This window comes from Bacteroides sp. GD17 (assembly GCF_038448625.1).
Lineage (GTDB): Bacteria > Bacteroidota > Bacteroidia > Bacteroidales > Bacteroidaceae > Bacteroides.
In genome coordinates, this window is sequence record NZ_JBCEZS010000004.1 from 300,548 (window position 1) to 324,466 (window position 23,919).

12 protein-coding genes are annotated in these 23,919 nt (G+C 45.5%); 5 read left to right on the forward strand and 7 right to left on the reverse strand.

Features of this window, described 5'->3' with window-relative positions:
* Positions 1 to 50 precede the first annotated feature (50 nt).
* From AAE250_RS08475 to AAE250_RS08495, 5 genes are all read left to right on the forward strand, one after another.
* Positions 51 to 1,904, forward strand: a complete 1,854-nt coding sequence (locus AAE250_RS08475) for a glycoside hydrolase family 2 protein (protein ID WP_294596316.1) — start codon at positions 51 to 53, stop codon at positions 1,902 to 1,904.
* A gap of 27 nt (positions 1,905 to 1,931) precedes the next feature.
* The gene (locus AAE250_RS08480) at positions 1,932 to 4,226 is read left to right on the forward strand and encodes a family 20 glycosylhydrolase (protein ID WP_294596319.1); all 2,295 of its coding nucleotides are present in this window, start codon (positions 1,932 to 1,934) and stop codon (positions 4,224 to 4,226) included.
* Between the two features lie 69 nt (positions 4,227 to 4,295).
* A complete protein-coding gene (bglX, locus tag AAE250_RS08485) occupies positions 4,296 to 6,524 on the forward strand; it encodes a beta-glucosidase BglX (RefSeq protein ID WP_446715745.1) in 2,229 nt (742 codons plus the stop codon).
* 459 nt (positions 6,525 to 6,983) lie between these two features.
* Positions 6,984 to 9,800: a TonB-dependent receptor gene (locus AAE250_RS08490; protein ID WP_294596321.1), complete on the forward strand. Its 2,817-nt coding sequence runs from the start codon at positions 6,984 to 6,986 to the stop codon at positions 9,798 to 9,800.
* 273 nt (positions 9,801 to 10,073) lie between these two features.
* A complete protein-coding gene (locus tag AAE250_RS08495) occupies positions 10,074 to 11,006 on the forward strand; it encodes a metallophosphoesterase (RefSeq protein ID WP_294596324.1) in 933 nt (310 codons plus the stop codon).
* A gap of 98 nt (positions 11,007 to 11,104) precedes the next feature.
* On the opposite strand, the gene AAE250_RS08500 is transcribed toward AAE250_RS08495, so the two are convergent.
* The 7 genes from AAE250_RS08500 to AAE250_RS08530 form a co-directional block, all read right to left on the reverse strand.
* Complete coding sequence (locus AAE250_RS08500) at positions 11,105 to 12,673, reverse strand: sulfatase family protein (protein ID WP_446715738.1); 1,569 nt, start codon at positions 12,671 to 12,673, stop codon at positions 11,105 to 11,107.
* Positions 12,674 to 12,699: 26 nt separating this feature from the next.
* On the reverse strand, positions 12,700 to 14,628 hold the full coding sequence (locus AAE250_RS08505; protein ID WP_446715739.1) for a heparinase II/III domain-containing protein: 1,929 nt from the start codon (positions 14,626 to 14,628) through the stop codon (positions 12,700 to 12,702).
* The gene (locus tag AAE250_RS08510; RefSeq protein WP_294596329.1) at positions 14,618 to 16,174 is read right to left on the reverse strand and encodes a sulfatase family protein; all 1,557 of its coding nucleotides are present in this window, start codon (positions 16,172 to 16,174) and stop codon (positions 14,618 to 14,620) included. The genes AAE250_RS08505 and AAE250_RS08510 overlap by 11 nt, the downstream gene beginning before the upstream one ends.
* Positions 16,175 to 16,196: 22 nt before the next feature.
* Complete coding sequence (locus AAE250_RS08515) at positions 16,197 to 17,915, reverse strand: RagB/SusD family nutrient uptake outer membrane protein (RefSeq protein WP_294596332.1); 1,719 nt, start codon at positions 17,913 to 17,915, stop codon at positions 16,197 to 16,199.
* A gap of 10 nt (positions 17,916 to 17,925) precedes the next feature.
* Entirely contained in the window at positions 17,926 to 21,072 is a 3,147-nt protein-coding gene (locus AAE250_RS08520) for a SusC/RagA family TonB-linked outer membrane protein (RefSeq protein ID WP_294596334.1), read from the reverse strand.
* A gap of 46 nt (positions 21,073 to 21,118) precedes the next feature.
* Entirely contained in the window at positions 21,119 to 22,534 is a 1,416-nt protein-coding gene (locus tag AAE250_RS08525; RefSeq protein ID WP_294596335.1) for a sulfatase-like hydrolase/transferase, read from the reverse strand.
* Positions 22,535 to 22,606: 72 nt separating this feature from the next.
* A complete protein-coding gene (locus tag AAE250_RS08530) occupies positions 22,607 to 23,809 on the reverse strand; it encodes a glycoside hydrolase family 88 protein (RefSeq protein ID WP_294596337.1) in 1,203 nt (400 codons plus the stop codon).
* Positions 23,810 to 23,919 lie beyond the last annotated feature (110 nt).

The following is a 23,919-nucleotide window of genomic DNA, read 5'->3' on the forward strand; positions in this document are numbered from 1 at the left end:
GTTTATTTGAATTTGAAATAGGTATCACAATACATCATTAATCAATACACATGAATTTGAAAATTTTATTTGTAGCAGCCTTGCTGGCTACCGGAGCGGCGTTTCAGGCAAATGCCGCCGACACACCCCGCAAAGAGTATCCCCGTCCGCAATTTGAACGTAGAGCGTGGGTGAACCTGAATGGAGAGTGGGACTATACTTTCGACTTTTCCAACTCCGGTATCGAGCGGGGACTGGAGAAGGCCACCACGTTCGATGGAAAGATAACAGTGCCTTTCTGCCCCGAGAGCAAACTTTCAGGGGTGGGACACAAGGACTTTATTAACCACATTTGGTATCACCGCACCCTCAACATTCCGCAGGAGTGGAGTGGCAAGAATGTACTGCTCAATTTTGGGGCAGTTTATTACAACTCGGAGATTTACATTGATGGCAAGTTTGCCGCCCGTCACTTTGGGGGTAGTTCCTCTTTCAGCGTAGACATCACTCCGTTGGTCACTCCGGGCAAGGCGCATCACTTGGTGGTGCGTGCGAGTAGCGACGTGCGTTCGGGGATGCAGAGTGCAGGCAAACAGTGCTTGCAACATACACCTTCCGGTCCCAACTACACCCGTACCACGGGCATTTGGCAGACGGTATGGATGGAAGCGGTATCTCCCGCAGCCTTGCAGTCAGCACATGTCATTACCGACATCGATCAAGGGCAAATTGTGGTTCTTCCCCGATTCTATAAAGACAGCAAAGGCACTTTGAAGATTACCGTGAAAGAGGGCAACAAAGTAGTGGCAAAAGCCGATGTAAAAGCCATGAACAGTTCTGTAGCCGTGCTTTCCTTGAAGAAAGCCAAACTCTGGAGTCCGGAATCCCCGTTCCTCTACGACCTCTCTTACCGATTGGTAGACGAAGCAGGCAAAGTGGTGGACGAGGTGAGCTCCTACGTAGGTATGCGCAAGGTACACATCGAAGGAAACAAAATCTATCTGAACAATCAACCTTATTACCAGCGTTTGGTACTCGACCAAGGCTTTTATCCGGATGGCATCTGGACTGCTCCGAGCGATGAAGCCTTGAAGCGTGATATCGAACTCTCCATGGCTGCCGGATTCAACGGTGCCCGCCTGCATCAGAAGGCGTTTGAGGAACGCTTTTACTATTGGGCAGACCGTTTGGGCTATCTCACTTGGGGCGAAGCTCCCAGTTGGGGCATGGATGCCAACAGCGTGGAGGTTGCCCGCAACTTCCTCACGGAGTGGAGCGAATTAGTGAAACGCGACCGCAACCATCCCTCCCTGCTGATATGGACACCGATGAACGAAGAATGGTGGGCGGACAAAGTGCAATATCCTCGTTTTGTGGCAGATGTCTATGACCTCACCAAGGCTCTCGACCCCACCCGTCCGGTGAACGATGCCAGCGGCGGTTGCCACATCAAGACCGACCTTTGGACGGTGCACCATTACGAACAAGACCCGGCCAAACTGAAAGACGCCATTTATAAGGACGGTGTTTTCTTCAAGACCCAGGATAGCCCGTTGGCTCCCCGTCAGCTGAACATCGGCTTCAATGCATTGCGCGACAACAACTATTATACTTTCCCCGAGTATGACGGCAAAATACCTTTCCTCATCGATGAAGTGGGCGGCATCAAGTGGGCAAAAGGACAAGAAGACTCGCAAACCGAAAGTTGGGGCTACGGTGTGCCTCCGAAGTCGATAGCGGAATTTCTGCAACGCTTGGAAGGCCAGATGCGTTCGGTATTGGAATTGCACGAACACGTGTGGGGCTATTGCTATACGCAGCTCACCGATGTGGAGCAGGAACAGAACGGTATCTATTATTACGACCGCACACCGAAGTTCGACATGAAGCGGATACATGCCGTGTTCAGTCAGAATCCATTTTAGTTAACGAGTTTATAAATCATTCATATCATGTTGAAACAACTTATCACACTTTTGCTGATAACATCAGCTTGTTTATTCACTTCTTGCACCCCGACCAGCACACAGGAGATTTCTATTCTACCCACTCCCGTCAGTATGATCCGGCAACAAGGCGCGTTCGTCCTCCGGGATGGAGTGGCAATCGGAGTGTCCGATTCAGCACTCTTGCCGGCAGCCGGATATTTGCAGGAAGTTCTGGGGCATGCCGTGACCTCGTCTGTTGAAGTGGTCGGCACTGAGAACCGTACTGCTATCCGGTTGCAATTGATGAACGGTTGCGGAAAGCCCAACTCTTATAAACTGCACGTTGCTCCCGACAGAATTTATGTAGAGGCAGAAGACTGTTCGGGCATCGTTTCGGCCATCTCTACCATTCGTCAGTTGCTTCCTCCCGAAATAGAGAGACCCGGTGCAAAGCGTACTTTTTCCATTCCCGCCGTGCAGATAGAAGATGCTCCTCGATTTGAGTGGCGCGGATTTATGCTGGATGCTTCCCGTCACTTTTGGAGTAAGGAGGAAGTGAAGCATGTGCTCGATTTGATGGCTCTCTATAAGCTGAACAAATTTCATTGGCACCTCACCGATGACCAAGGTTGGCGTATAGAGATAAAGAGGTATCCGGCATTGACCGAGAAAGAGAGCTGGAGAAAACTTCATGCCTTGGATCGCATTTGCATGGAGCGTGCAGCGAAGGAGGATGACAAGAACCTGCTGGTTCCTGCCGACAAAATGCGAACAGTAGATGGGGACACGCTCTATGGCGGTTATTACACACAAGAGGATGTCAGAGAGATTGTGGCATACGCTGCCGGAAGGGGCATCGACGTGATTCCGGAAATAGACATGCCAGGGCACTTCCTGGCTGCCATCAATCAGTACCCCGAACTGGCGTGTGACGGATTGCAACGCTGGGGCGAAGTATACTCTTCTCCCATCTGTCTAGGCAAAGATGCAACACTGGAGTTTTGCCAAAACGTCTATAAGGAGATTTTCAGCCTATTTCCTTACGAATATGTGCATATTGGCGGCGATGAGGTGGACAAATCCAATTGGGAGAAATGTACTCATTGCCAAAAACGCGTGCGTGAAGAGAAACTCACTTCGACGGAAGCCCTTCAGGCATGGTTCATCCGCAATATGGAGCAGTTCTTCCGGGCCAACGGAAAGAAGTTAGTGGGCTGGGATGAAGTGGTAGAGGACGGACTTTCGCAGGATGCCGCATTCTGCTGGTGGAGAGGCTGGGCAAAGGAATCATTGCCCACGGCAACTGCAAACAAGCAGAAAGTAATTGCTTGCACCAACGAATTTTTCTATTTCGACTACACACAAGATAAAAATTCGGTGAAGAATCTTGTCGGCTTTGACCCATGTGCAGACCCGCGCCTCTCTGATGAACAAAAAGAATATGTTTGGGGCGTGCAGGCCAACCTTTGGACGGAATGGATACCCACGCTGAGCCGGTTGGAATATCAAGCTCTGCCCCGCATGATGGTATTGAGCGAGATTGCTTGGGAAGCCCCTGAAGTTCGTGCCTCGTTCGATGGGTTCTATCAGCGTTTGGCTTCCCAGTTCAAACGTTTGGACGTGATGGGGGTGAGCTATCGCATACCCGACTTGCAGGGATGCCATCAGATAAATGCATTTGTGGATGAGGCCGTGGTGAAGGTTACTTGTCCGTTGGCCGGTGTTAACATCCGTTACACCACGGATGGAAGCATCCCTACCAGCGAATCGGCACTCTATCCGGGTGAGCTGAAAATCACAGAAAGCACAGACTTCACTTTCCGCACGTTCCGCCCGGATGGTTCCTACTCGGATGTGCTGCGTGCCCGTTATGTGAAGGCTCCATACACAGAAGCCGTAGCGGCTCCTGCCAACTTGCAAAAGGGGTTGAAGGCCGTTTGGTATGCTTACCGTGGGGATCGCTGCGCAAACATCGAAACGGGTCACGTGAAAGGCGAGTATGTGTTAGATTCCATTTCCATTCCTCAAGAGGTGAAAGGGGATAAGGGATTTATAATGACCGGCTATTTGGAAGTCCCGGCCGATGACATCTATACTTTCTCCATCTTGAGTGACGATGGCTGCACATTGCAACTGGACGGAGAAATGTTAGGTGAAAGCGATGGTCCGCACTCCCCCATCGAGATTGTGGTGCAAAAGGCACTGAAAGCCGGATTGCATCCCATAGAATTCCGTTATTTCGACTGGAACGAAGGTGTTCTGCAATTTGAAATATCCAGAGACGAAGCCAATGCACAGGACGTTCGCTTCTTCCATTAGCAGAGCGCATGAAATTAAAATAGAATAAGCATGAAAAAGTTAGTATTAGGAATGCTTCTTGGGCTGTCGATGGTGTCTTGTGCTTCGCAAGGCGAAAACAGCGAAATGAACAGCTATATCAGCTCCTTGATGGAACGGATGACCCTCCAGGAGAAACTCGGTCAGCTAAACCTGCCTTCGGGCGGCGACTTGGTGACCGGCAATGTAAACAGCGGTGAACTCTCCGAGTTGGTTCGCGAGGGACGCATCGGTGGCTTCTTCAACGTGAAGGGCGTGGAGAAGATTGCAGCGTTACAACGTTTGGCGGTCGATTCCACACGTTTGTGCATCCCCTTGTTGGTGGGTGCCGATGTCATCCACGGTTACGAAACCATTTTCCCTATACCCTTGGCCCTCTCGTGCAGCTGGGACACCGCCGCCGTGGAGCGCATGGCGCGTGTCTCAGCCGTGGAAGCCAGTGCCAACGGCATCGGCTGGACGTTCAGCCCCATGGTGGACATCTGCCGTGATGCCCGCTGGGGACGCATTGCTGAAGGCAGCGGCGAAGACCCATACCTGGGCTCGCTGATGGCGAAAGCCTATGTGCGCGGCTATCAGGGCAACGGGATGCAGGGTAAGGACGAGATACTCTCCTGCGTAAAGCACTTCGCATTGTATGGCGCATCCGAGTCGGGACTGGACTACAACGTGGTGGACATGAGTCGTCAACGCATGTACAATGAATACCTCCCTCCTTATAGAGCAGCCGTGGAAGCAGGCGTGGGCACCGTGATGAGTTCGTTCAACGTGGTGGACGGCATACCTGCCACTGCCAATAAGTGGCTACTCACCGACCTGCTTCGCCACGAATGGGGCTTCAACGGCATGGTGGTAACCGACTATGCCTCTATTGCAGAAATGTCCGTCTATGGTGTGGCTCCCTTGAAAGAAGCTTCCGTCCGTGCCCTTGCCGCCGGAACGGACATGGATATGTGCTCCAATGGTTTCCTTGGTACCTTGGAAGAGTCTCTGAAAGAGAAAGCCGTGACGGAAGCGCAAATAGATGCCGCCTGTCGACGGGTGTTGGAAACGAAATACAAATTGGGCTTGTTTACAGATCCCTATAAGTACTGCGACCCCGATCGTGTCGAAAGGGAAACCTATACTGACGAACATCGTACCGCCGCCCGTGAGGTGGCTACCGAGACTTTTGTATTGCTGAAGAACAGCAATCGCCTGCTTCCGCTTGCCAAACGGGGCAAGATAGCCTTGATAGGTCCGATGGCAGATGCGGCCAACAACATGTGTGGCACGTGGAGCCTCACTTGCAACTCTTCCCGTCATGAGTCGTTGCTTCAAGGTTTGCGCTCGGCAGTGGAAGGTCAGGCTGAAGTGCTCTATGCCAAGGGCAGCAACCTTTACTATGATGCGGAAACAGAGAAGGGTGCGGTCTATATCCGTCCACTGGAGCGTGGCGACAACCGCGCACTTTTGGACGAAGCCTTGCATACCGCCGCCCGTGCCGATGTCATTGTGGCTGCCTTAGGCGAAAGTGCCGAGATGAGCGGTGAGTCGCTGTCGCGTACTAATCTTGAAATCCCCGACGCACAGCAAGACCTGCTGAAGGCGTTGGTAAAGACGGGCAAGCCCGTGGTGTTGCTACTCTTTACCGGTCGCCCTCTGATATTGAACTGGGAAGAGGCTAATGTGCCTGCCATTCTCAACGTGTGGTATGCGGGCAGCGAAACGGGTAAAGCCGTAGCTGATGTGTTGTTTGGCAAAGTTACCCCCAGCGGCAAACTCACCACCAGTTTTCCCCGTGCCGTGGGGCAACTTCCCCTTTACTATAATAGAATCAGCCAAAGCCGTCCCGATGACGATGAAACGGTGTTCAATCATTATACAAGCAACTACCTGGACGAGAAGAACAGTCCGCTCTATCCCTTCGGCTATGGATTGAGCTACACCCACTTCACTTACGGTGAAATGCGGTTAAGTTCGGAGGTGTTGCCCAAGAATGGTAAACTGGAAGTGACTGTTACCGTTACCAACGATGGCGAGACGGATGGCACAGAAATCGTACAGCTCTACCTGCACGATGTCTTTGCGGAGATAGCCCGACCCGTTAAGGAGTTGAAAGGTTACCAACGCATTCACTTGAAACAGGGAGCGAGCCGTGACGTGACCTTCACCCTCACCGAAAACGATTTGAAGTACTACAACTCGAAGCTTCAATACGTCTACGAACCGGGAGAGTTCGATGTGATGGTAGGTTCTAACTCGCAGGCTGTGCAGACCAAACGCTTTCGGGCGGAATAAGGGCACTGCTGGCTAAGACACGGAACACTGCTTCCTTCCGCCCATAACTCCCTTGCCTTCGATGTAGAACACTATACCCTTTACTGCACAAGATGCCATCTTGTGCAAGGAAGGCTATAGAGTTACAGATGAAAGGCAGTAATGTTACAGTTGAAAGACTATAATACTTCAGATGAGAAGCAAGGGAGTTACCGTCAAAAGAAAATAGACCCAAGACAAGCATTTCATTCTGTCATTCAGAGCGTAGCGAAGAATCTCTTCTCCTAAATACACAGAGAAGAGATTCTTCGCTACGCTCCGAATGACAGATACTCAGTATATCCCCTATCAATGATGATTCGCCCCTTTACCGTAACAGAATTGTAACCGAAACGTTACCCCTTCTTCAACCCTCCGTAAGACATACGTAACGGTAACCCTCTACTTTTGCGGCAGAATTATTAACAGATACTAATAGGTATGAAACAGATTTTTAAAGGATTCTTATTCCTGCTTTTATGCACGACCCTCTGCCACACGACCAGAGCCGACGAGAAAGTAAACGTAACGAAACAAGGTACAATACGTGGCCGCGTCATCGACGCCACGAAACAGACTCTCCCGGGCGCTTCTATCTACATTGAGAAACTACACACTGGTGTGACGAGCGACGTCAACGGCTTCTACACTTTCTCTAACCTTGACCCGGGAACTTATACAGTAAAGGTGAGCTACGTGGGCTACTCTCCCGTAGAGCTGAAAATCACCATCCCCGCCGGACGTACTTTAGAGAAAGACGTCGTGCTGAACGAAGGACTGGAACTGCAAGAAGTCGTAGTAGGCGGCGCCTTCCAAGGCCAGCGACGCGCCATCAACTCACAGAAGAACAACCTGGGAGTTACGAACGTCGTCTCTGCCGACCAGGTGGGCAAGTTCCCCGACTCCAACATCGGCGATGCCCTGAAACGCATCTCCGGCATCAACGTACAGTATGACCAGGGCGAAGCTCGCTTCGGGCAAGTACGCGGCACCAGCGCCGACCTCAGCTCCGTGACCATCAACGGCAACCGTATTCCTTCCGCCGAAGGCGATACACGTAACGTACAGCTCGACCTCATCCCGGCCGACATGATCCAGACCATCGAGGTAAACAAAGTAATCACCCCGGATATGGATGCCGATGCCATCGGCGGCAGCATCAACCTGGTGACGAAGAACTCGCCTTACAAGCGCTTCATCAGCGCCACAGCCGGTACGGGCTACAACTGGATCAGCGACAAGGCACAGCTCAACCTGGGCTTCACCTACGGAGACCGCTTCTTCAACGACAAGCTGGGCGTAATGCTCTCCGCCTCTTACCAGAACTCCCCTTCGGGAAGCGACGACGTGGAATTTGTATGGGACAGGGACGTGGAGACCGGCGAACTTGCCATCACCGACTATCAGGTGCGCCAATACTACGTCACCCGCGAACGGCAGAGCTACTCCGCCGCACTGGACTATGTGCTGAACGAGAATCATAAGCTGACCTTCAAAGGCATCTTCAACAACCGCAACGACTGGGAGAACCGTTACCGCCTCACCGTGAAAGGCATCAACCTGGAAGAAGACGAAAACGGCAACGAATATTGCTCCATCAACAACAAAGGTACCATGCGCATACAAACCAAGGGCGGCACACCCGACAACCGCAACGCCCGCCTGGAACGTCAGCGCACCATGGACTTCACCCTCGGCGGTGAGCACCTCTTCGGCAAGCTGAACATGGACTGGAGCCTGAACTACGCCAAAGCAAGCGAAGAGCGTCCCAACGAACGCTACATCGACTACCAACTGAAGAAACAGAAATTCGACATGGACCTGAGCGACGAGCGCAAGCCGCTGCTCACCCCGCAAGCAGGTTCCGTCATGTATCTCAACGACGACTTCAGTCTGAAGGAAGTAACCGAACAGCAAGAGGACATCCAGGAGAAAGACTTCAAGGCGAAGTTCGACTTCCTGCTTCCGCTGAAGAAAGGCGCATTCGGCAACACGTTGCGCTTCGGCTTCAAGGAAGTGCACAAGACCAAAGACAAGGAGATTGACTTCTACGAATACAGTCCGAAAGACGAGGATGCCTTCGACAAGGCCAGCCTGGCAGCAGCCGTAGACCAGAATCGCGACGGATTCATCCCCGGCGAGCAGTACAAGGTAGGCAGTTTCGTCAGCAAAGAATACCTGGGACATCTGGACCTGAACAACGCCAGCCTTTTCGAGAAAGAACAGGTGGCAGAGGAACTTGCCACCAACTTCAAAGCCAAGGAAACCGTGACCTCCGGTTACGTACGCTTCGACCAGAAGTTGGGAAGTGACTGGGACTTGATGCTCGGCCTGCGCCTGGAAAACACGCATGTGAAGTACAGTGGTAGCCAGTACGACGAAGATGAAGACAAGACTACCCGCACGCCTTACGAATCGGATAGCTATCTGAACGTGCTGCCTTCGGTACTTGCCAAGTGGAATGTAAACGATGACTTCAAGCTCCGCGCTTCGTTCACCAATACCATCTCGCGCCCCAAGTACTCGGCACTGGCACCTAATGTCACCATCAAGCGCAGTGACAACTCCATCTCGGTGGGTAACCCGAGTCTGAAACCGACCATCTCTTATAACTTCGACCTGAACGGAGAGTATTACTTCAAGAGTATCGGTCTGGTCAGCGCCGGTGTCTTCTACAAGAAGATCAATGATTTCATCGTAGACCAGACGCTGCGCAACTACAACTACAATGGAACCAGCTATACCAAGTTCAGCCAGCCGCGCAACTCGGGCAATGCCAACCTGCTCGGCGTAGAGCTTGCTTACCAGCGCGATTTCGGTTTCATCGCTCCTGCCTTGAAGTGTATCGGTTTCTATGGAACGTACACCTATTCTTACTCACGCGTAGAGGACTTTAACTTCGAGGGACGCGAGAACGAAAGCGGCCTGCGTCTGCCGGGTTCTCCCGAACATACAGCCAATGCGTCGCTGTTCTTCGACAAAGCCGGCGTCAACATCCGTTTGAGCTATAACTATGCCTCTGCCTTCATCGACGAGATGGGCTCGGAGAAGTTCTACGACCGCTACTACGATGCCGTGAATTACATGGACGTAAATGCAAGCTATACCTTCGGCAAGAAACTCAAAACGACTTTCTATGCCGAAGCTACCAATCTGCTGAACCAGCCGCTGCGCTACTACCAGGGAGAGAAAGACCGCACCATGCAGAGCGAAAACTATGGGGTAAAGGTGAATGCAGGGGTGAAGGTGACGTTCTAAATGATAATTTAGTGTAGTAAAGCATCAGCGCAGTAAGCCTGAAAGGCTTTTATCTATTAGCCCAGGGCAACGCCCTGGGTAATAATGCGCTCCTATCTCTGCGCCCTGAAAGGGCAAAAGCCCGTTATACAATCTTATGCCCTTTCAGGGCGTAAGGTGAAGAAACACTCTTAAACCCAGGGCGTTGCCCTGGGCTGATAGATGAAAGGCTTTCAGCCTTAGACTGTGCTCCCTAAATTCCCATTTGTATAACTTAAAAAGAAAGAAACAATAATGAAGAAAATATTCCTTTTACTCTTTATCACTGTCCTCAGTAGTCTGGCGTCAGTAGCCCAAATCACTGATTACTCCATCTTCGACAAGAAGCTCAACTTCTACGTCGCCAACGACCTGGGCCGCAACGGCTACTACGACCAGAAGCCCATCGCCGAACTGATGGGCGTGATGGCCGAAGAAGTAGGTCCCGAGTTTGTCCTTGCTACCGGAGACGTACACCACTTTGAAGGCGTGCGCAGCGTGAACGACCCGCTTTGGATGACCAACTACGAACTGATCTACAGCCATCCGGAGTTGATGATCGACTGGTTCCCCGTACTGGGCAACCACGAATATCGCGGCAACACGCAAGCCGTACTGAACTATACCAACATCAGCCGCCGCTGGACAATGCCTGCCCGCTACTACACCCGTACCTTCGAAGACAAGGGTGCCACCATCCGCATTGTCTGGATAGACACCGCCCCGATGATTGACAAATACCGCAACGAAAGCGAGACCTACCCCGATGCCTGCAAGCAGGATTACAAGCAACAGCTCGCCTGGATTGACTCCGTGCTCACCGCCGCCCGGGAAGACTGGGTAATCGTTGCCGGTCATCATCCCATCTACGCCGAAACTCCGAAAGATGAAAGCGAACGCGCCGACATGCAAACCCGCCTCGACCCGATACTCCGCAAGCACAAGGTAGATATGTACATCTGCGGACATATCCACAACTTCCAGCATGTACGTGTGCCGGGATGCGACATAGATTATGTTACTAACTCTTCCGGTTCACTGTCACGCAAAGTGAAATCTATTGAAGGAACGCAGTTCTGCAGCCCCGAACCGGGATTCTCTATTGTATCGGCCAATAAGAAGGTTTTGGAGTTGCGCATGATTGACAAGAAAGGGAATGTGCTGCATACAGTGACAAGGCAGAAATAAACTAGAAACAAATTTACCTCTTTGCATTGATCGATGCAAAGAGGCGAATTTGCGACATAGATTCTATCAAACTCTTAACGTCTCAAATTGTTATTGCTTCAGTTCTCTGGAACACCTTTTGCTTTTTCCAGCTCTAATTGTTCCTTCATAGCCTTTACTATATCTGGATATTTCGAAGCCAGATTATTTTCTTCACCAATATCCTCACGCAGATTATATAACTGTTCTTGAGTAGAATTTCCCAGTTCAGTGCGAGTCATTATATTATACGGTGCGCGGTCACAAGGAGTAATATACTTCCATTGCCCATCCGAAATAGAGAGAGTTTGTGCCACCTCTATAATATAATCACGTCCTTTCTTATCTTGCCCCAATAAAGCCGGCAAAGAATTACGGCTGTCAGTCGCTACGCCATCTCCCAGTTGTTCATCTACCAACTCTGCCATAGAAGCGAACATATCAATGTGCGATACCAATGCGTCCGAGACTCCCGGAACGACCTTTGCTGGCCAATTTACAATAAAAGGTATACGTGTCCCTGCTTCAAAAATACTATATTTACCTCCACGAAAATCTCCCCACGGGCGGTGTTCGCCTAATAATTCAATTGCTTTATCCTGATAACCATCGTTCACAACCGGACCGTTATCACTGGTCAGTACAATTAACGTGTTCTCAGCAAGTCCTTGCTCTCTCAAAGCCTTTACAATCTCGCCTACCGTCCAATCAAATTGCAAAATTGCATCTCCACGATAGCCCATACTGCTTTTCCCTGCAAAGCGGGCATGCGGATAACGAGGGACATGGATATCGTTAGTCCCTACATAGAGAAAAAAGGTAGTGTCTCTATGACTTTTTATAAATTGTACAGTCTTTGCCACAATAGTATCAGCAATATTCTCATCTTCCCACAATGCCGTTCCGCCCCCTTTCATATAGCCGATACGCGAGATACCATTCACAATAGTCTGATCATGTCCATGATTAGGATACGGCTTCATCTTGGTAAGTAATTCCGGATAGTCTTTTCCAAGAGGTTCACCCGGAAAAGGTTCTTCATAACTGACATAAATAGGAGCGCTCTTATCATAATTGGCAACCCGTTGGTTGGCAATCCAAACACAAGGAACACGGTCACCAGTAGCTGCCATTAAATAAGAATAATCGAACCCTATATCTTGAGGACCAGGAGTAATGACTCCGTTCCAATCTTGTGACCCCGTTTTATCACCCAAACCCAAATGCCACTTTCCTATAGCACCGGTAGTATATCCTGCCGATTTAAACATATCAGCAATAGTAGTCTGTTCGGGACGAATAACCATTCCGGCATTTCCTGCAGCAATTCCTGTATCATTCCGCCGCCAACTGTAAAGTCCGGTAAAAAGAGAATAACGAGAAGGTGTACTTGTTGCTGCTACTGCATGAGCATCAGTAAAACGCAATCCGCTTGCGGCTAAACTATCTACGTGGGGAGTAGTAATGGCCTCTGCTCCATAACAACTGATATCACCGTAGCCAAGATCATCGGCTACTATAAAAATCACGTTCGGCTTCTTTAGCGCTTCCAAATCGGCCGTTTTGTTTACTCCAGTGCATCCCGTCGCCAGTAAGGAACTACTCAAGCTGCACCCCAATAACAATTTCGTTTTTATCCGAGCTTCCATAATATATTAGAATTAAGTTAGATACTTCAAAAATCAACTGAGAAAAGATAATCATCTTTCTTAGACAATTGTTTGGCTGTAAACGACAGCCGGTAAATCTGCTTCCCCCACACATTTGCCAAACGCGAATCGGTCAAAACGATCTTTTCTTTATTCACATCAAAAAGTTTATTATTAAACTGCAACTTGACTTTGACATCATTTATACAGATAGTGACAATCCCTTCTTTTTCTTCTATTCCAACTTCTCCCCAAGTAAGGAAATTAATCTGATTAGGGGCTTTGACTGATGCCAAAGAAAACCGGTCTTTTATGGTCAGCCGATTTCGACGAAGGCTATAAGACCGTATCCATTCCGTCACTTCAGCCTCTTGAGGATAAGCTGTAGCCAAATTTACACTGAACTCTTTTGCAGTTGCCTTGATATCCGTAGCTTTATATTTCCGCCCATGTTTTTGAGGAACACCATTAATCATCGGCAGATTATGGTAGTCACTTTGCATAGTCCAGATAGAATATCGTTCGCTGCTGAAAGTTTGGCGGGTATATGTACCCACCCCTGCATCTATTATTATCGGCACATGGTTCACCCATAATGAGAAGGTCCCCACATCATTATGATTATGGCTCTCATTGTTATGCCCGCCTTTGGCTGCTACAAAAGCACGCTCATTACTAAAATAACAAAACTCTGTTTCAGGATACCACATAAATGCCGGAGTCTTATGCCCGGTCGCAACCGTCTCCTGCAATTCTTTATCTACTCTTAAAGCTTCAAGAATACGATATATATCACGCCCATTCCAAGAAAGAGAATCTTTATCGTACAGGTATGCCGCAAACTGCTCCAGATTATTACTGCCAATGGATTGTCCATAACGATAAATCAGATGTGAGTTACCACCTCCCCTGGCCGAAGCGTCAGCAAAGTTTACAACCCAACCATCCCCAACATAACTATGCGAGATATATTCTCCCATATTTCTTATCTGCGGATTATCAAACAAAGAAATCTTTCCTCCAGTACCTCGGTAAAGCATTTCCAGATAATCCAGCACCTTTCCGGCAGCATGCTTCCAATAAGAAGGCCCTTCTTCACAAGCTCCGTCTGCATGCACGTAGTTCAAATATCGGTCAACCGATATCATCGTCCTGTAAACAGCATCCGCTAACTTATCACGGTCGCTTTCCAGTAAAAAGAAGCTTTGAAGTATATTGAAATTGCACCAAGGATTCCAATTGTTGATCATATTTCCCGGTTTGAAATTGAAAGCCATCCACCAATAACGGTCCGAATGCATATATGGCTCCAAATGCCTTTTGTAGATTTCATGAAGCATACGTTTACTTATCTGCGGGGTTACTTCATCAAATTCTTTATGGAAAAAGTAATAAACCCAAGACATTAATCCTCCCACATCACTACTTACCAAGTCTATAATCGTATCATCATAGTCCGGTAAAGGGCGATGGGACAGTTGCGAACCAGCCAAATGGGCAGAGAAAGCCCATGAAGTCATTTCACACAAAAAGTAAACACCGTTCATAAGTTGGGGTATGAAGCGTCCTTTCCCCTCTGCCAATTCGGCCAACATCAAAGTCAGTACCGCATTAGTATTGGCATCACTCGGATCTTGCATTATATTTCGGTTGCCACTTTGAGCAAATTCAATATAATCTGTTGCTTTCACCACTTGCCATTGGTAACCCAGTAATTTCACACCTCGCTCTATACACACACTTTTATATCTACCCAAATACTGATCCCATACAGAACGCTCTCCATATGAAGGATAAGGAACCCAAGACTGGTCGGTTACCAACACAGCCTTCAACTGCTCTTTGTCAGCCAAAAGTTGCAACAGATTGCGTTCAGCATAGGCATACGATGACAAACAAGTTACCAACAAACAAATCAATATATTTATTCTTTTCCACATAGCATTAATCTTCATAAGGTATCAAATCATCAAGTATCCTCTGCTTATACCATGGATCATTGGCTTCTTTCAGAAGTTTTGCCATTTCTTTATATAGATCTTTAAGCACCTTCTTATTACTATCCATATCCAAAGGAGCCATTTGATAAGGATCATTTATGTCATCGTAAAAGAGCACAGATTCAAGTTTACGCGTCACCTTGTCTATTGTCAATGCAAGCGTATAGTGGTATGTCTTAATTCCCCGAGCTACCGGGAAATAAGCCGTAAAATCTTTGTCGGCTACCTTTTTATCCGGGCTATTCCTCAAATATAAAGCTCCATTACGCAAAGGTACTTCCCGAGACCGCTCTATAAGCCAAGCCGCATAATTCCTGCCCTCCACATTTCCGGGGATTCGCCCTTTCAGGTTACACAATCCTAGAATCGTAGGCATAATATCAGGAGTAGAGAGTATTAGTTCCGTATCTATGCCAGGCTTCAGCACCCCGGGATAACGAACAATAAATGGAACATTAAAACTTTCTGAATAGGGAGAGTTCTTAGGATCTTCCACTCCCTGGCTACACATAGTATCACCATGATCTGAAGAAAAAATCACAATAGTATTTTCAGTCAGTCCCAGATGTTCCAGTTCTTTCAAAAGTCTCCCCAAATTACGGTCTATTCCGGTAATCTGCGCGAAATAATAAGGAGCAGATTTTGTCCTCTTCATGGATAAATCAACATTAGGCCTTATCAACAACTCGCTAATGCTCTTATCCTTATACAAGTTGTAGTCTTCTTCCATACAATCATCCAAGGATTTGTTGGGAGTATGGGGAGGATTATAACTAACCATCAGAAAAAAGGGTCTGTCTTTCTTCCTTTCATGATTTTCATTCCGCAAGAATTCAATCGCCTTGTCTGTTTCATGATTAGGAGACCATTCATTAATTTCATGTCTGACTCCCTGGCTATCCCAATAGTGAGGATGCTTGAACACATTATAAGTACCATAGGAATACCAGAAATCAAAACCATGTCGTTTCTCTTTGGGCGTATAAGCATCATGGATGATATTACCGTTTCCTACATAGTTTCCAGGCCGTTGAGGGTCATTGGGAGTAGGATGGTCCAAATGGTATTTTCCAATATAACCGCAGCTATATCCGGCTTCTTTTAGTACATCACTAATGCACATAACATCTGTTCGAAGTGAAGAAAAAGGCCGATTGGAAGAACAATTCACCGGAACACCATTATTCTCGGAAAACATACCTGTCATTAGGGAACCTCTATGTGGACTACTTACCGGATTATTACTCATGGCTGAGGTCAGAACAATCGATTCTTCTGCAAACTTGTCAAGATTAGGAGTATAAACAGGATCTCCCGTAAAACGTACCGAATCTTTATAAGGAGATTTCTGCCAAATTCCCATTGCAGCATTCCTCATTTGATCTGGGAAAATATAGATTATATTAGGTTCGGACACAGGCCGCTCCTGAGGTGTTTCTCCATATACCCAAACGCCTACCAAAGAATAAATACATGCTATTGTGGTATTTTTAGCTATCATAGTATATAATTTAATAGTTACTCTAATCCCATCCTGGATTTTGTTCCAAAGAAGGGTTCTTATCTATTTCATCCCCAGGAATCGGCCACAAATAATCCCGGTCTGTTACCACATGGGTATAATACACAGGATTGCCAAGCAATGATTGCTTGCCTACTCCATTCAAATCCTCAAGACATCTCCATCTACGCAAATCACTATAACGCAACCCTTCACCCGCAAACTCAACAGCCCTTTCATGCTTGATACGCTCAAATATTTCTTGCTTTGTATTTGCTTCCAGCCAAGTAGGACCACTATTTAGCCCCGGCATATTCACACGGGCTCTAACCTCGTTAATCAACTTAACAGCAGCATCACCATCACCCATTTCATTGTAACATTCGGCCAACATCAATAATACATCAGCATAACGAATAATAGGAAAGTTTATCGGGGTATCTTCTCTGTTGTTTAATTGCCCATCCATATCATATTCCGGTACAAACTTACGCCAAAGATAAGTTTTATAAGCACCATCCGTTTCGATCATACCATTTGCCACAGTTGTATTACCAGAAGTTACAATGACAAACTCACAATCCTTTGGAGCATTGTTAGTCCACCCCTTATACTGAGTATATGGAAGAAGAACAGTCGCTTGCATACGCGGATCCCTATTGCCATACATACTTACAAGTTCATCTTTATATCGAGGATACTTCGCAACTTTCTTATTGTTCTCTGATAGTTCTGCTACCAAAACTTCCTTTTTGACTTCATCACTTTCATTGAATCCAGGAAACTCATTATCCCAATTGAATGGTTTACCATCTTTATACTCGTAATAATCCAAAAAATCGGTAGCAACCATAACCTGACTCCAACCACTTCCGTAAGTAGATCTGGTTCCCATATAAAAAGCCATAGGCATACCATAGTCCTGCCCCACTCCTCCCGAATTTTGAATAGCAAAGACCATCTCTTTACTTTCATCACCTCCTGGTTTAAATAATCCGGCATAATCCGGATACAAAGCATATAGATCAGTTTTAGCTTTTACCAATTCAAAGCATTTAGCTGCTTCGGAATACTGTTTGTTATATAACAAGACTTTCCCTTTCAAAGCTATTGCCGCTCCCTTTGTAGCCCTTCCTTTATTTACCTCTTCCCAAGCCTCCGGTAAGTAAGTAAGAGACACTTCCAAATCATCCAATATAAATTTCCGGACCTCGTCTGCCGAGTTTCGTGGTTTCAACATATTATTAAAATCCTTTTCTATAATAGTTGTTTCATCATACAAAGGAACTCCACCGAAAAAGTCGAGTAACTGGAAGTAATAGAGCCCTCTCAAAAATTTAGCTTCGGCAAGATATCTATTTTTAAGTTCATCGCTCATATCTACATTCGGAATATTTTGTATAGCCGTATTAGCCCGGGCAACTCCCTCATACAAAGCCTTCCATTTACTTTTATAAGTACTGGTCCGAGAATTTGTTTTTCCCATAGCTATATCATTATACATATCACTGCTACTGCTGAATCCAATATCTGCAACACAATCAAAAGCAAAATAAGTACCAAAAACGGCATTATTCTGAAGGATTTCATATACACCCATCAATCCCTGGTCAGCATGACTTTGCGTTTTCCAAAATGTTCCTGAACTTAAATTATCAGACGGAAAGCGGTTTAAATCGTAGCAGCTGCTAAACGTGAAAAGACAAGCTGCTATCATTATCAATTTATAGTTAGTTTTCATAAATCTGAGTTTAAAAAGTTACATTAATTCCTACAACAGCCTCTCTCATTGTCGGGTAGTCTAAACCTGAAACTTCCGGATCCAAACCTTTATACTTAGTAAAGGTAAAGAAGTTTTCCAAACTACCATAAATACGCAAACGATCAAGTTGCAAAGGAGCAGTTACCTTTTTAGGAAAAGTATATCCCAACTGTATATTACGTATTTTCACATAACCGTTATCGTACAAATAAAAATCACTATCCTGTATATTACGTTTATCAGATACGTTCAGCAAACGTGGATATGTAGCATCGGTTCTACCTTCATACCAACGTCCTTCAGCTACTTCTTTATTGATAGTACATCCATACTTCACGCTAGGGGTGTTATATCCGTTAAATCTCCAGAAAGTCTTACTTCCACCAACACCCTGAACTAGAACAGAGAAATCAAGCCCTTTCCAAGAAGCCCCCAAATTAACTCCATAATAAAATTTAGGAGTTGTTCCATCTCCTACAATAGCACGATCATCTGAATTAATAATACCATCTCCATTAGTATCCTTATACAAGAAGTCTCCCTTCTCCGGAGTACCAAATGCAGAAAACGGATTCTTCTTCTTGCCGGTCTTTTTATCTACCGGTGCATTGTCTATCATATTCTGTACTATCTGCATATCCTCATCCGTCTGGATAATTCTATCTACCACCAACAAATAATGCGAATTGATAGGATGTCCTTCCCAAATCAAAGTTGTTCCATCAATGGTACGACCATCAACACCCTTCCCTTTATATTTATCAACATTATTCTTCACATAGGTGAAGTTCCCGTTTATGAAATAAGAAAAGTCTGAAATCTTATCATTCCACCCAATAGAAAATTCGACTCCCTTATTAGAAACCTGGGCACTATTCTGAGTTGGAATTGTAGCAAGTCCATGTACATCCGGTGCCGGAAGATTTATCAGAATATCTTTGGTCTTTTTATGGAAATACTCCAAAGTTCCATTCAACTTACCCCCTATAAATCCAAAATCCACTCCTACATTGGTAACATAGGTGCTTTCCCAAGTCAAATTCCGATTAGCCAATGCCAATATAGCCATACCGGTAGCAACCGAGTTATTCAAGATATAATTAGCTTGTGCATAAGTGGAAATTGCCTCATAATTGCCTATTGAATTGTTTCCTAATGAACCATAAGAGGCACGGAGCTTCAGGTTACTCAATCCATTGTTCACTAAATTCTGCATAAACTCTTCTTGCTCAATTCTCCACGCTACCGAAAAAGAAGGAAACCATCCCCAACGATTTCCCTTTGCAAATCGGGACGAACCATCCGTACGCAAATTGACTTCCAGCAAATACTTGCTTGCCCAATCAAGATTAATACGCCCGAAATAGGAATTCATAGCCCAATCAGAAGCTGCTCCTGATGCAGAAGCCTCTCCGTTAGCTGCATCAATCACACCTAGAGAAATGTCTATCAAATCTTGCTTCGTAGCAGCAAAACCTTTTGTTTGATATTGTTCGGCACTGGCACCTGCCATTACCTTTAAACCTAAATTATCTTGCAAATAGCGATGACTATAATTTACGGTAACATCCCAAAAATTTCTTTCTGCTCTGTCATATGCATCCGATATATAACTTTTCCCCGTTCCATTTACGGCAATGGTGTTAGTTTTAAAATCCCATAAATCAATAAAAACCGGTTTAGTATCCTTCTGCTGATGACTTCCTTCATAAGAATAAGAAGCATTGATTAATAAGTCCTTAACAGGCTGAATGGTAGCAGAAAAACGTGCCCTAATATTTTCTCTACGGTTATTGCCAGTCAAGGAGTTCAAGGTTCGTAAAGGATTATTGCCTCCTTGTGCTTTGTCCTCTGGATTACTCATTGCACCATACCTGCCGTCAGGAGCACGGAATACCATGCCAGGAGTTGTATCTTTTGCATACATAAACACATTATCAGCATTTCCAACTTTACTGTTTGAAATATATCCTCCTATTTGCATACCAAGTGTCAACCATGGCTTTAGATTAGCTTCTAAATTGAGACGCCCATTATATCTTTCCGTTCCGGTATTCTCCATAACTCCAGGATTCTTCATATAGCCCATAGATGCATAGAACCTTAGTTTGTCAGTCCCTCCATTAACAGACAATATATGATTGGTAGAAACAGCCGATCGGAACGTTTCATCAATCCAATCCGTGTTCGGATAAAGTAACGGATCTTTTCCAGCGTCATTTCGCCAAGCATCAATGGCTCCCTGAGAGAACTTCTTAGCCATATTCGTATTCTCCAACCCCTCATTGACCAACTCCATATAATCGGCATAATTAGAAACAGGTGTCATTGCATCTGTTTTTCTAATGGATTCAAAAGAAACATATCCATTATAATCAATTTTAAAAGAACCACTTTCACCTTTCTTCGTTGTTATCAAAACAACGCCATTGGCAGCCCGCGAACCATAAATTGCAGCAGAAGCAGCATCTTTCAAAATAGAAACGGAAGCTATGTCTTGAGGATTAACTGTATTTACCGGAGCTTCTACTCCATCAATGATAATCAAAGGCGAAGAAGAATTCAATGTTCCCTGCCCACGTACCTTAATAGTAGCTTCATCACTACCTGGTCGATTGGTCCCGGATGTAACCTGCACCCCGGCAGCCATACCTGCCAATGCTTGAGAAACGCTCGTTATCGGACGACTTTCCATTATCTTCTCTACATTGACCGATGCTACGGAACCCGATAGATTGACCTTCTTTTGGGTACCATAACCAACTACGACAACCTCCTCAAGTTCCTCCGAATCTTCTTCAAGAGTAATCTGCATCTGCAAACTGGCTTTCATTTCTTTCGTCTTGTATCCAATATACGATATTGTTAATGGAGTACCTGCAACTACGTCCAAAACAAAATTACCATCCAAATCAGTTATTGCTCCCTGAACACCTCCGGAAACAAGAATACTTACTCCAATAAGCGGCTCACCACTTTTGGTGTCTCTCACTGTCCCACTTATCTTTCCGTTCTGTTGTAACTCAGATAAATGTTCAATTCCCAAATTGTCTGCCATAATCGGAAATGGTGCCATGGCAAGCAGCACAAAGAATACGGTTCTACCTGTAGTTCTCAAAATTTTGTGTATATCCATAATAATAAGTATTAGAATTCATAAAGTAAATATGAAGAAATAAAAATCAAAACTGATTCTCTTTTTGCTTTAACTGTGAGGGGCTTTTGTAGCGTACCGCATGGTTGTTCATCAAGTCTTTATAAATCTCAAAAGTGACTTTATCCCAATCTTCACCTTCTGTCCATAATGGTTTTATCAGTTTCTTTTCCCACTCAAGCAATTCCCGGTTAAGTTCAGAATACAAACTTTTCTCTTGTGTACATAGGTCAAACTCTTCTTCTCCATCTATAGACAAATCATACATGCGCTCTCCAAGCCCATTCGCCCGAATGAGTTTATAATTTCCAATCCTCACTGCCGCCATATTGCCTTTACGCCAGAATAACTTGTGGTGCGGATTGCCCTGTTGCTTTTTCGTCAAAAACGGAAGTAAGTTTACTCCATCTAAAGGTCTTGATAAAGAATCCATTTGAACATTGGCAGACGATACGGCAGTAGAAAAAATATCTAACGATGAAACTAATCCGTCAAACCGCCCCCCTTCTTCCAAATGTTTCTTCCAGACAACAAAGAAAGGAACGTGAATGCCTCCCTCATACTTATTGCCTTTAAACCCTTTCAGCGGATAATTGCTTGACTGATTATCATGAGCTCCCCCATTATCGCTTAAGAAAAAAAGCAAAGTATTATCCATTTGCCCCGATATTTCCAACTGATGAATAACCTTGCCGATTGCCCTGTCAACTGCCCAAGTCATAGCTGCAAGTAATTGACGGGGATGCCCCTCAAAACGTTTTAAGTCTTCGTCTGTAGCTTCTAATGGTGTATGTACAGCATTAAAGGCCAGATACATCATAAACGGTTTATCATTTTTTTGCAAGAAATTAATTGCTCCGTCTGCCAGTACATCAGTCAAGTAACCACTAAACCTCTGTTGCGTACCGTTTAATTGGAGATTACGGGCGCTTCCTGGTTTATCATCACCATCAGGCTGATAAAAATAGTGTCGCCCACCAGCAAGAAAACCATAAAAATAATCAAATCCTCTCAAATTCGGATGATACTTGGGAGCATTCCCCTGATGCCATTTGCCGATACAAGCAGTAGCATATCCGTTCCGTTGAAAAACATTTCCAATAGTCTGCTCACCCAACGCCATTCCCAATGTATCTCCCAAATTACATTCATATCCAAAACGTTGTTGGTAGCGTCCAGATAATATGCCAGCACGTGAAGGGCCACTTACACTCGCTGAAACATAGCCATTAATCAGTAAAACTCCCTGTGAACACAATTTGTCTATCTGAGGGGTTTGAATGTCCTTACTTCCCATGAATCCGAAATCATTATATCCGGCATCATCTAACAAGATAATCATAACATTAGGGCGCTTTTCATGTGCATTCAGATTCGCACCTTGCATGCCAAGGGAAACAGAAAGCAATAATCCACTGAGAGGAATGCATTTATTGATATTCATAGTATAACATATTTTTTATTTAATAACATTATAAAATAACCACATCAGCTGCCTGCTAACCATCGGAAATTGCTAATCAGCCAGTTTTTTCTTTCTGAATAATGCTTCAAGATAGTAGTAATCAGCATAGCTCAATGGTACATCGACCTCATTCTTCTGAGGAATACTGCCAGTTGAATGCATCAGTATGAAATTACCATTTTCACCTGTCTTTGCACTATAGGCAGATGAAGCCAAAGAACGCATTATCTTGTCTGCCGTTTCCCGAAATGATCGTTCTGGTACGTAGTTGCTTAGCTCATACAAGGCAGAAGCTGTAATTGCCGCAGCCGATGCATCACGTGGTTCATTAGGTATATTCAATGCATCATAATCCCAATACGGAACCAAATCTTTCGGCAAATTTTTATGGGTAAAGATGAAATCATAAATCTTGCATGCCTGTTTCAGATATTCCGACTTATGTGTATAGCGATAGCACATTGTAAACCCATATATAGCCCAAGCCTGTCCTCTGGCCCAAGCCGATTCATCAGCATATCCCTGTGCTGTCTGTCTGCTCCGTACTTCTCCGGTCTTCAGGTCATAATCTACCACATGATAACAACTGGCATCACTCCGGAAATGATTCTTCAAGGTTTTGTCTGCATGACTGACCGCCATATTATAATAAATAGAGTCACCAGATAAGCAGGTTGCTTCAAACAATAACTCTAAATTCATCATATTATCGATAATAACCGGACATTGCCAACCACATCTCGCCTTCCAACCTTTATTAGTATTCCATGATTGAATGACTCCCGCTCCTGGACGAAAACGAGTCGAAAGAGATTTGGCAGCCTGCAGCAAGACATCTTTATATCCCTCTTTATGACCGAAACGAAATCCATTCAAATAGCTACAGTCAATTATAAAGCCTATATCATGATGCCATGTAATATATTGAGCTTTTTCCAATGCCTCTGTATACTTCACAGCCAAAGGTAACCATACTTCATTGCCCGTCAGTGCATATAAATACCAAAGACTACCAGGGAAAAAACCACTTCTCCAATCCTGATATGAAGTATATGTTACCTCTCCCAAGGAATCAATACTATAAGGTATTAACCCCTCGCTACTTTTGTCGATAGCTTTTGTTTGCAAAGAGTATTGTCTGACAGAATGCTCTATACTGTCAGCAAGAGAAGCATTACTCTTTTCAATAACATCTCTGCAAGCAACCACAATCAAAAAAGTACAAACTGAGCAAATCAATGTTTTTTTTCTCATGTATCTAAAATTATTTACTACACATACAAAGGTAAACAGATTGCTATTAATAAAAGGAGAGAATCTGTACAGAAAAGGTCTGCTAATCGGATTGACCTGTCTGTATCTAA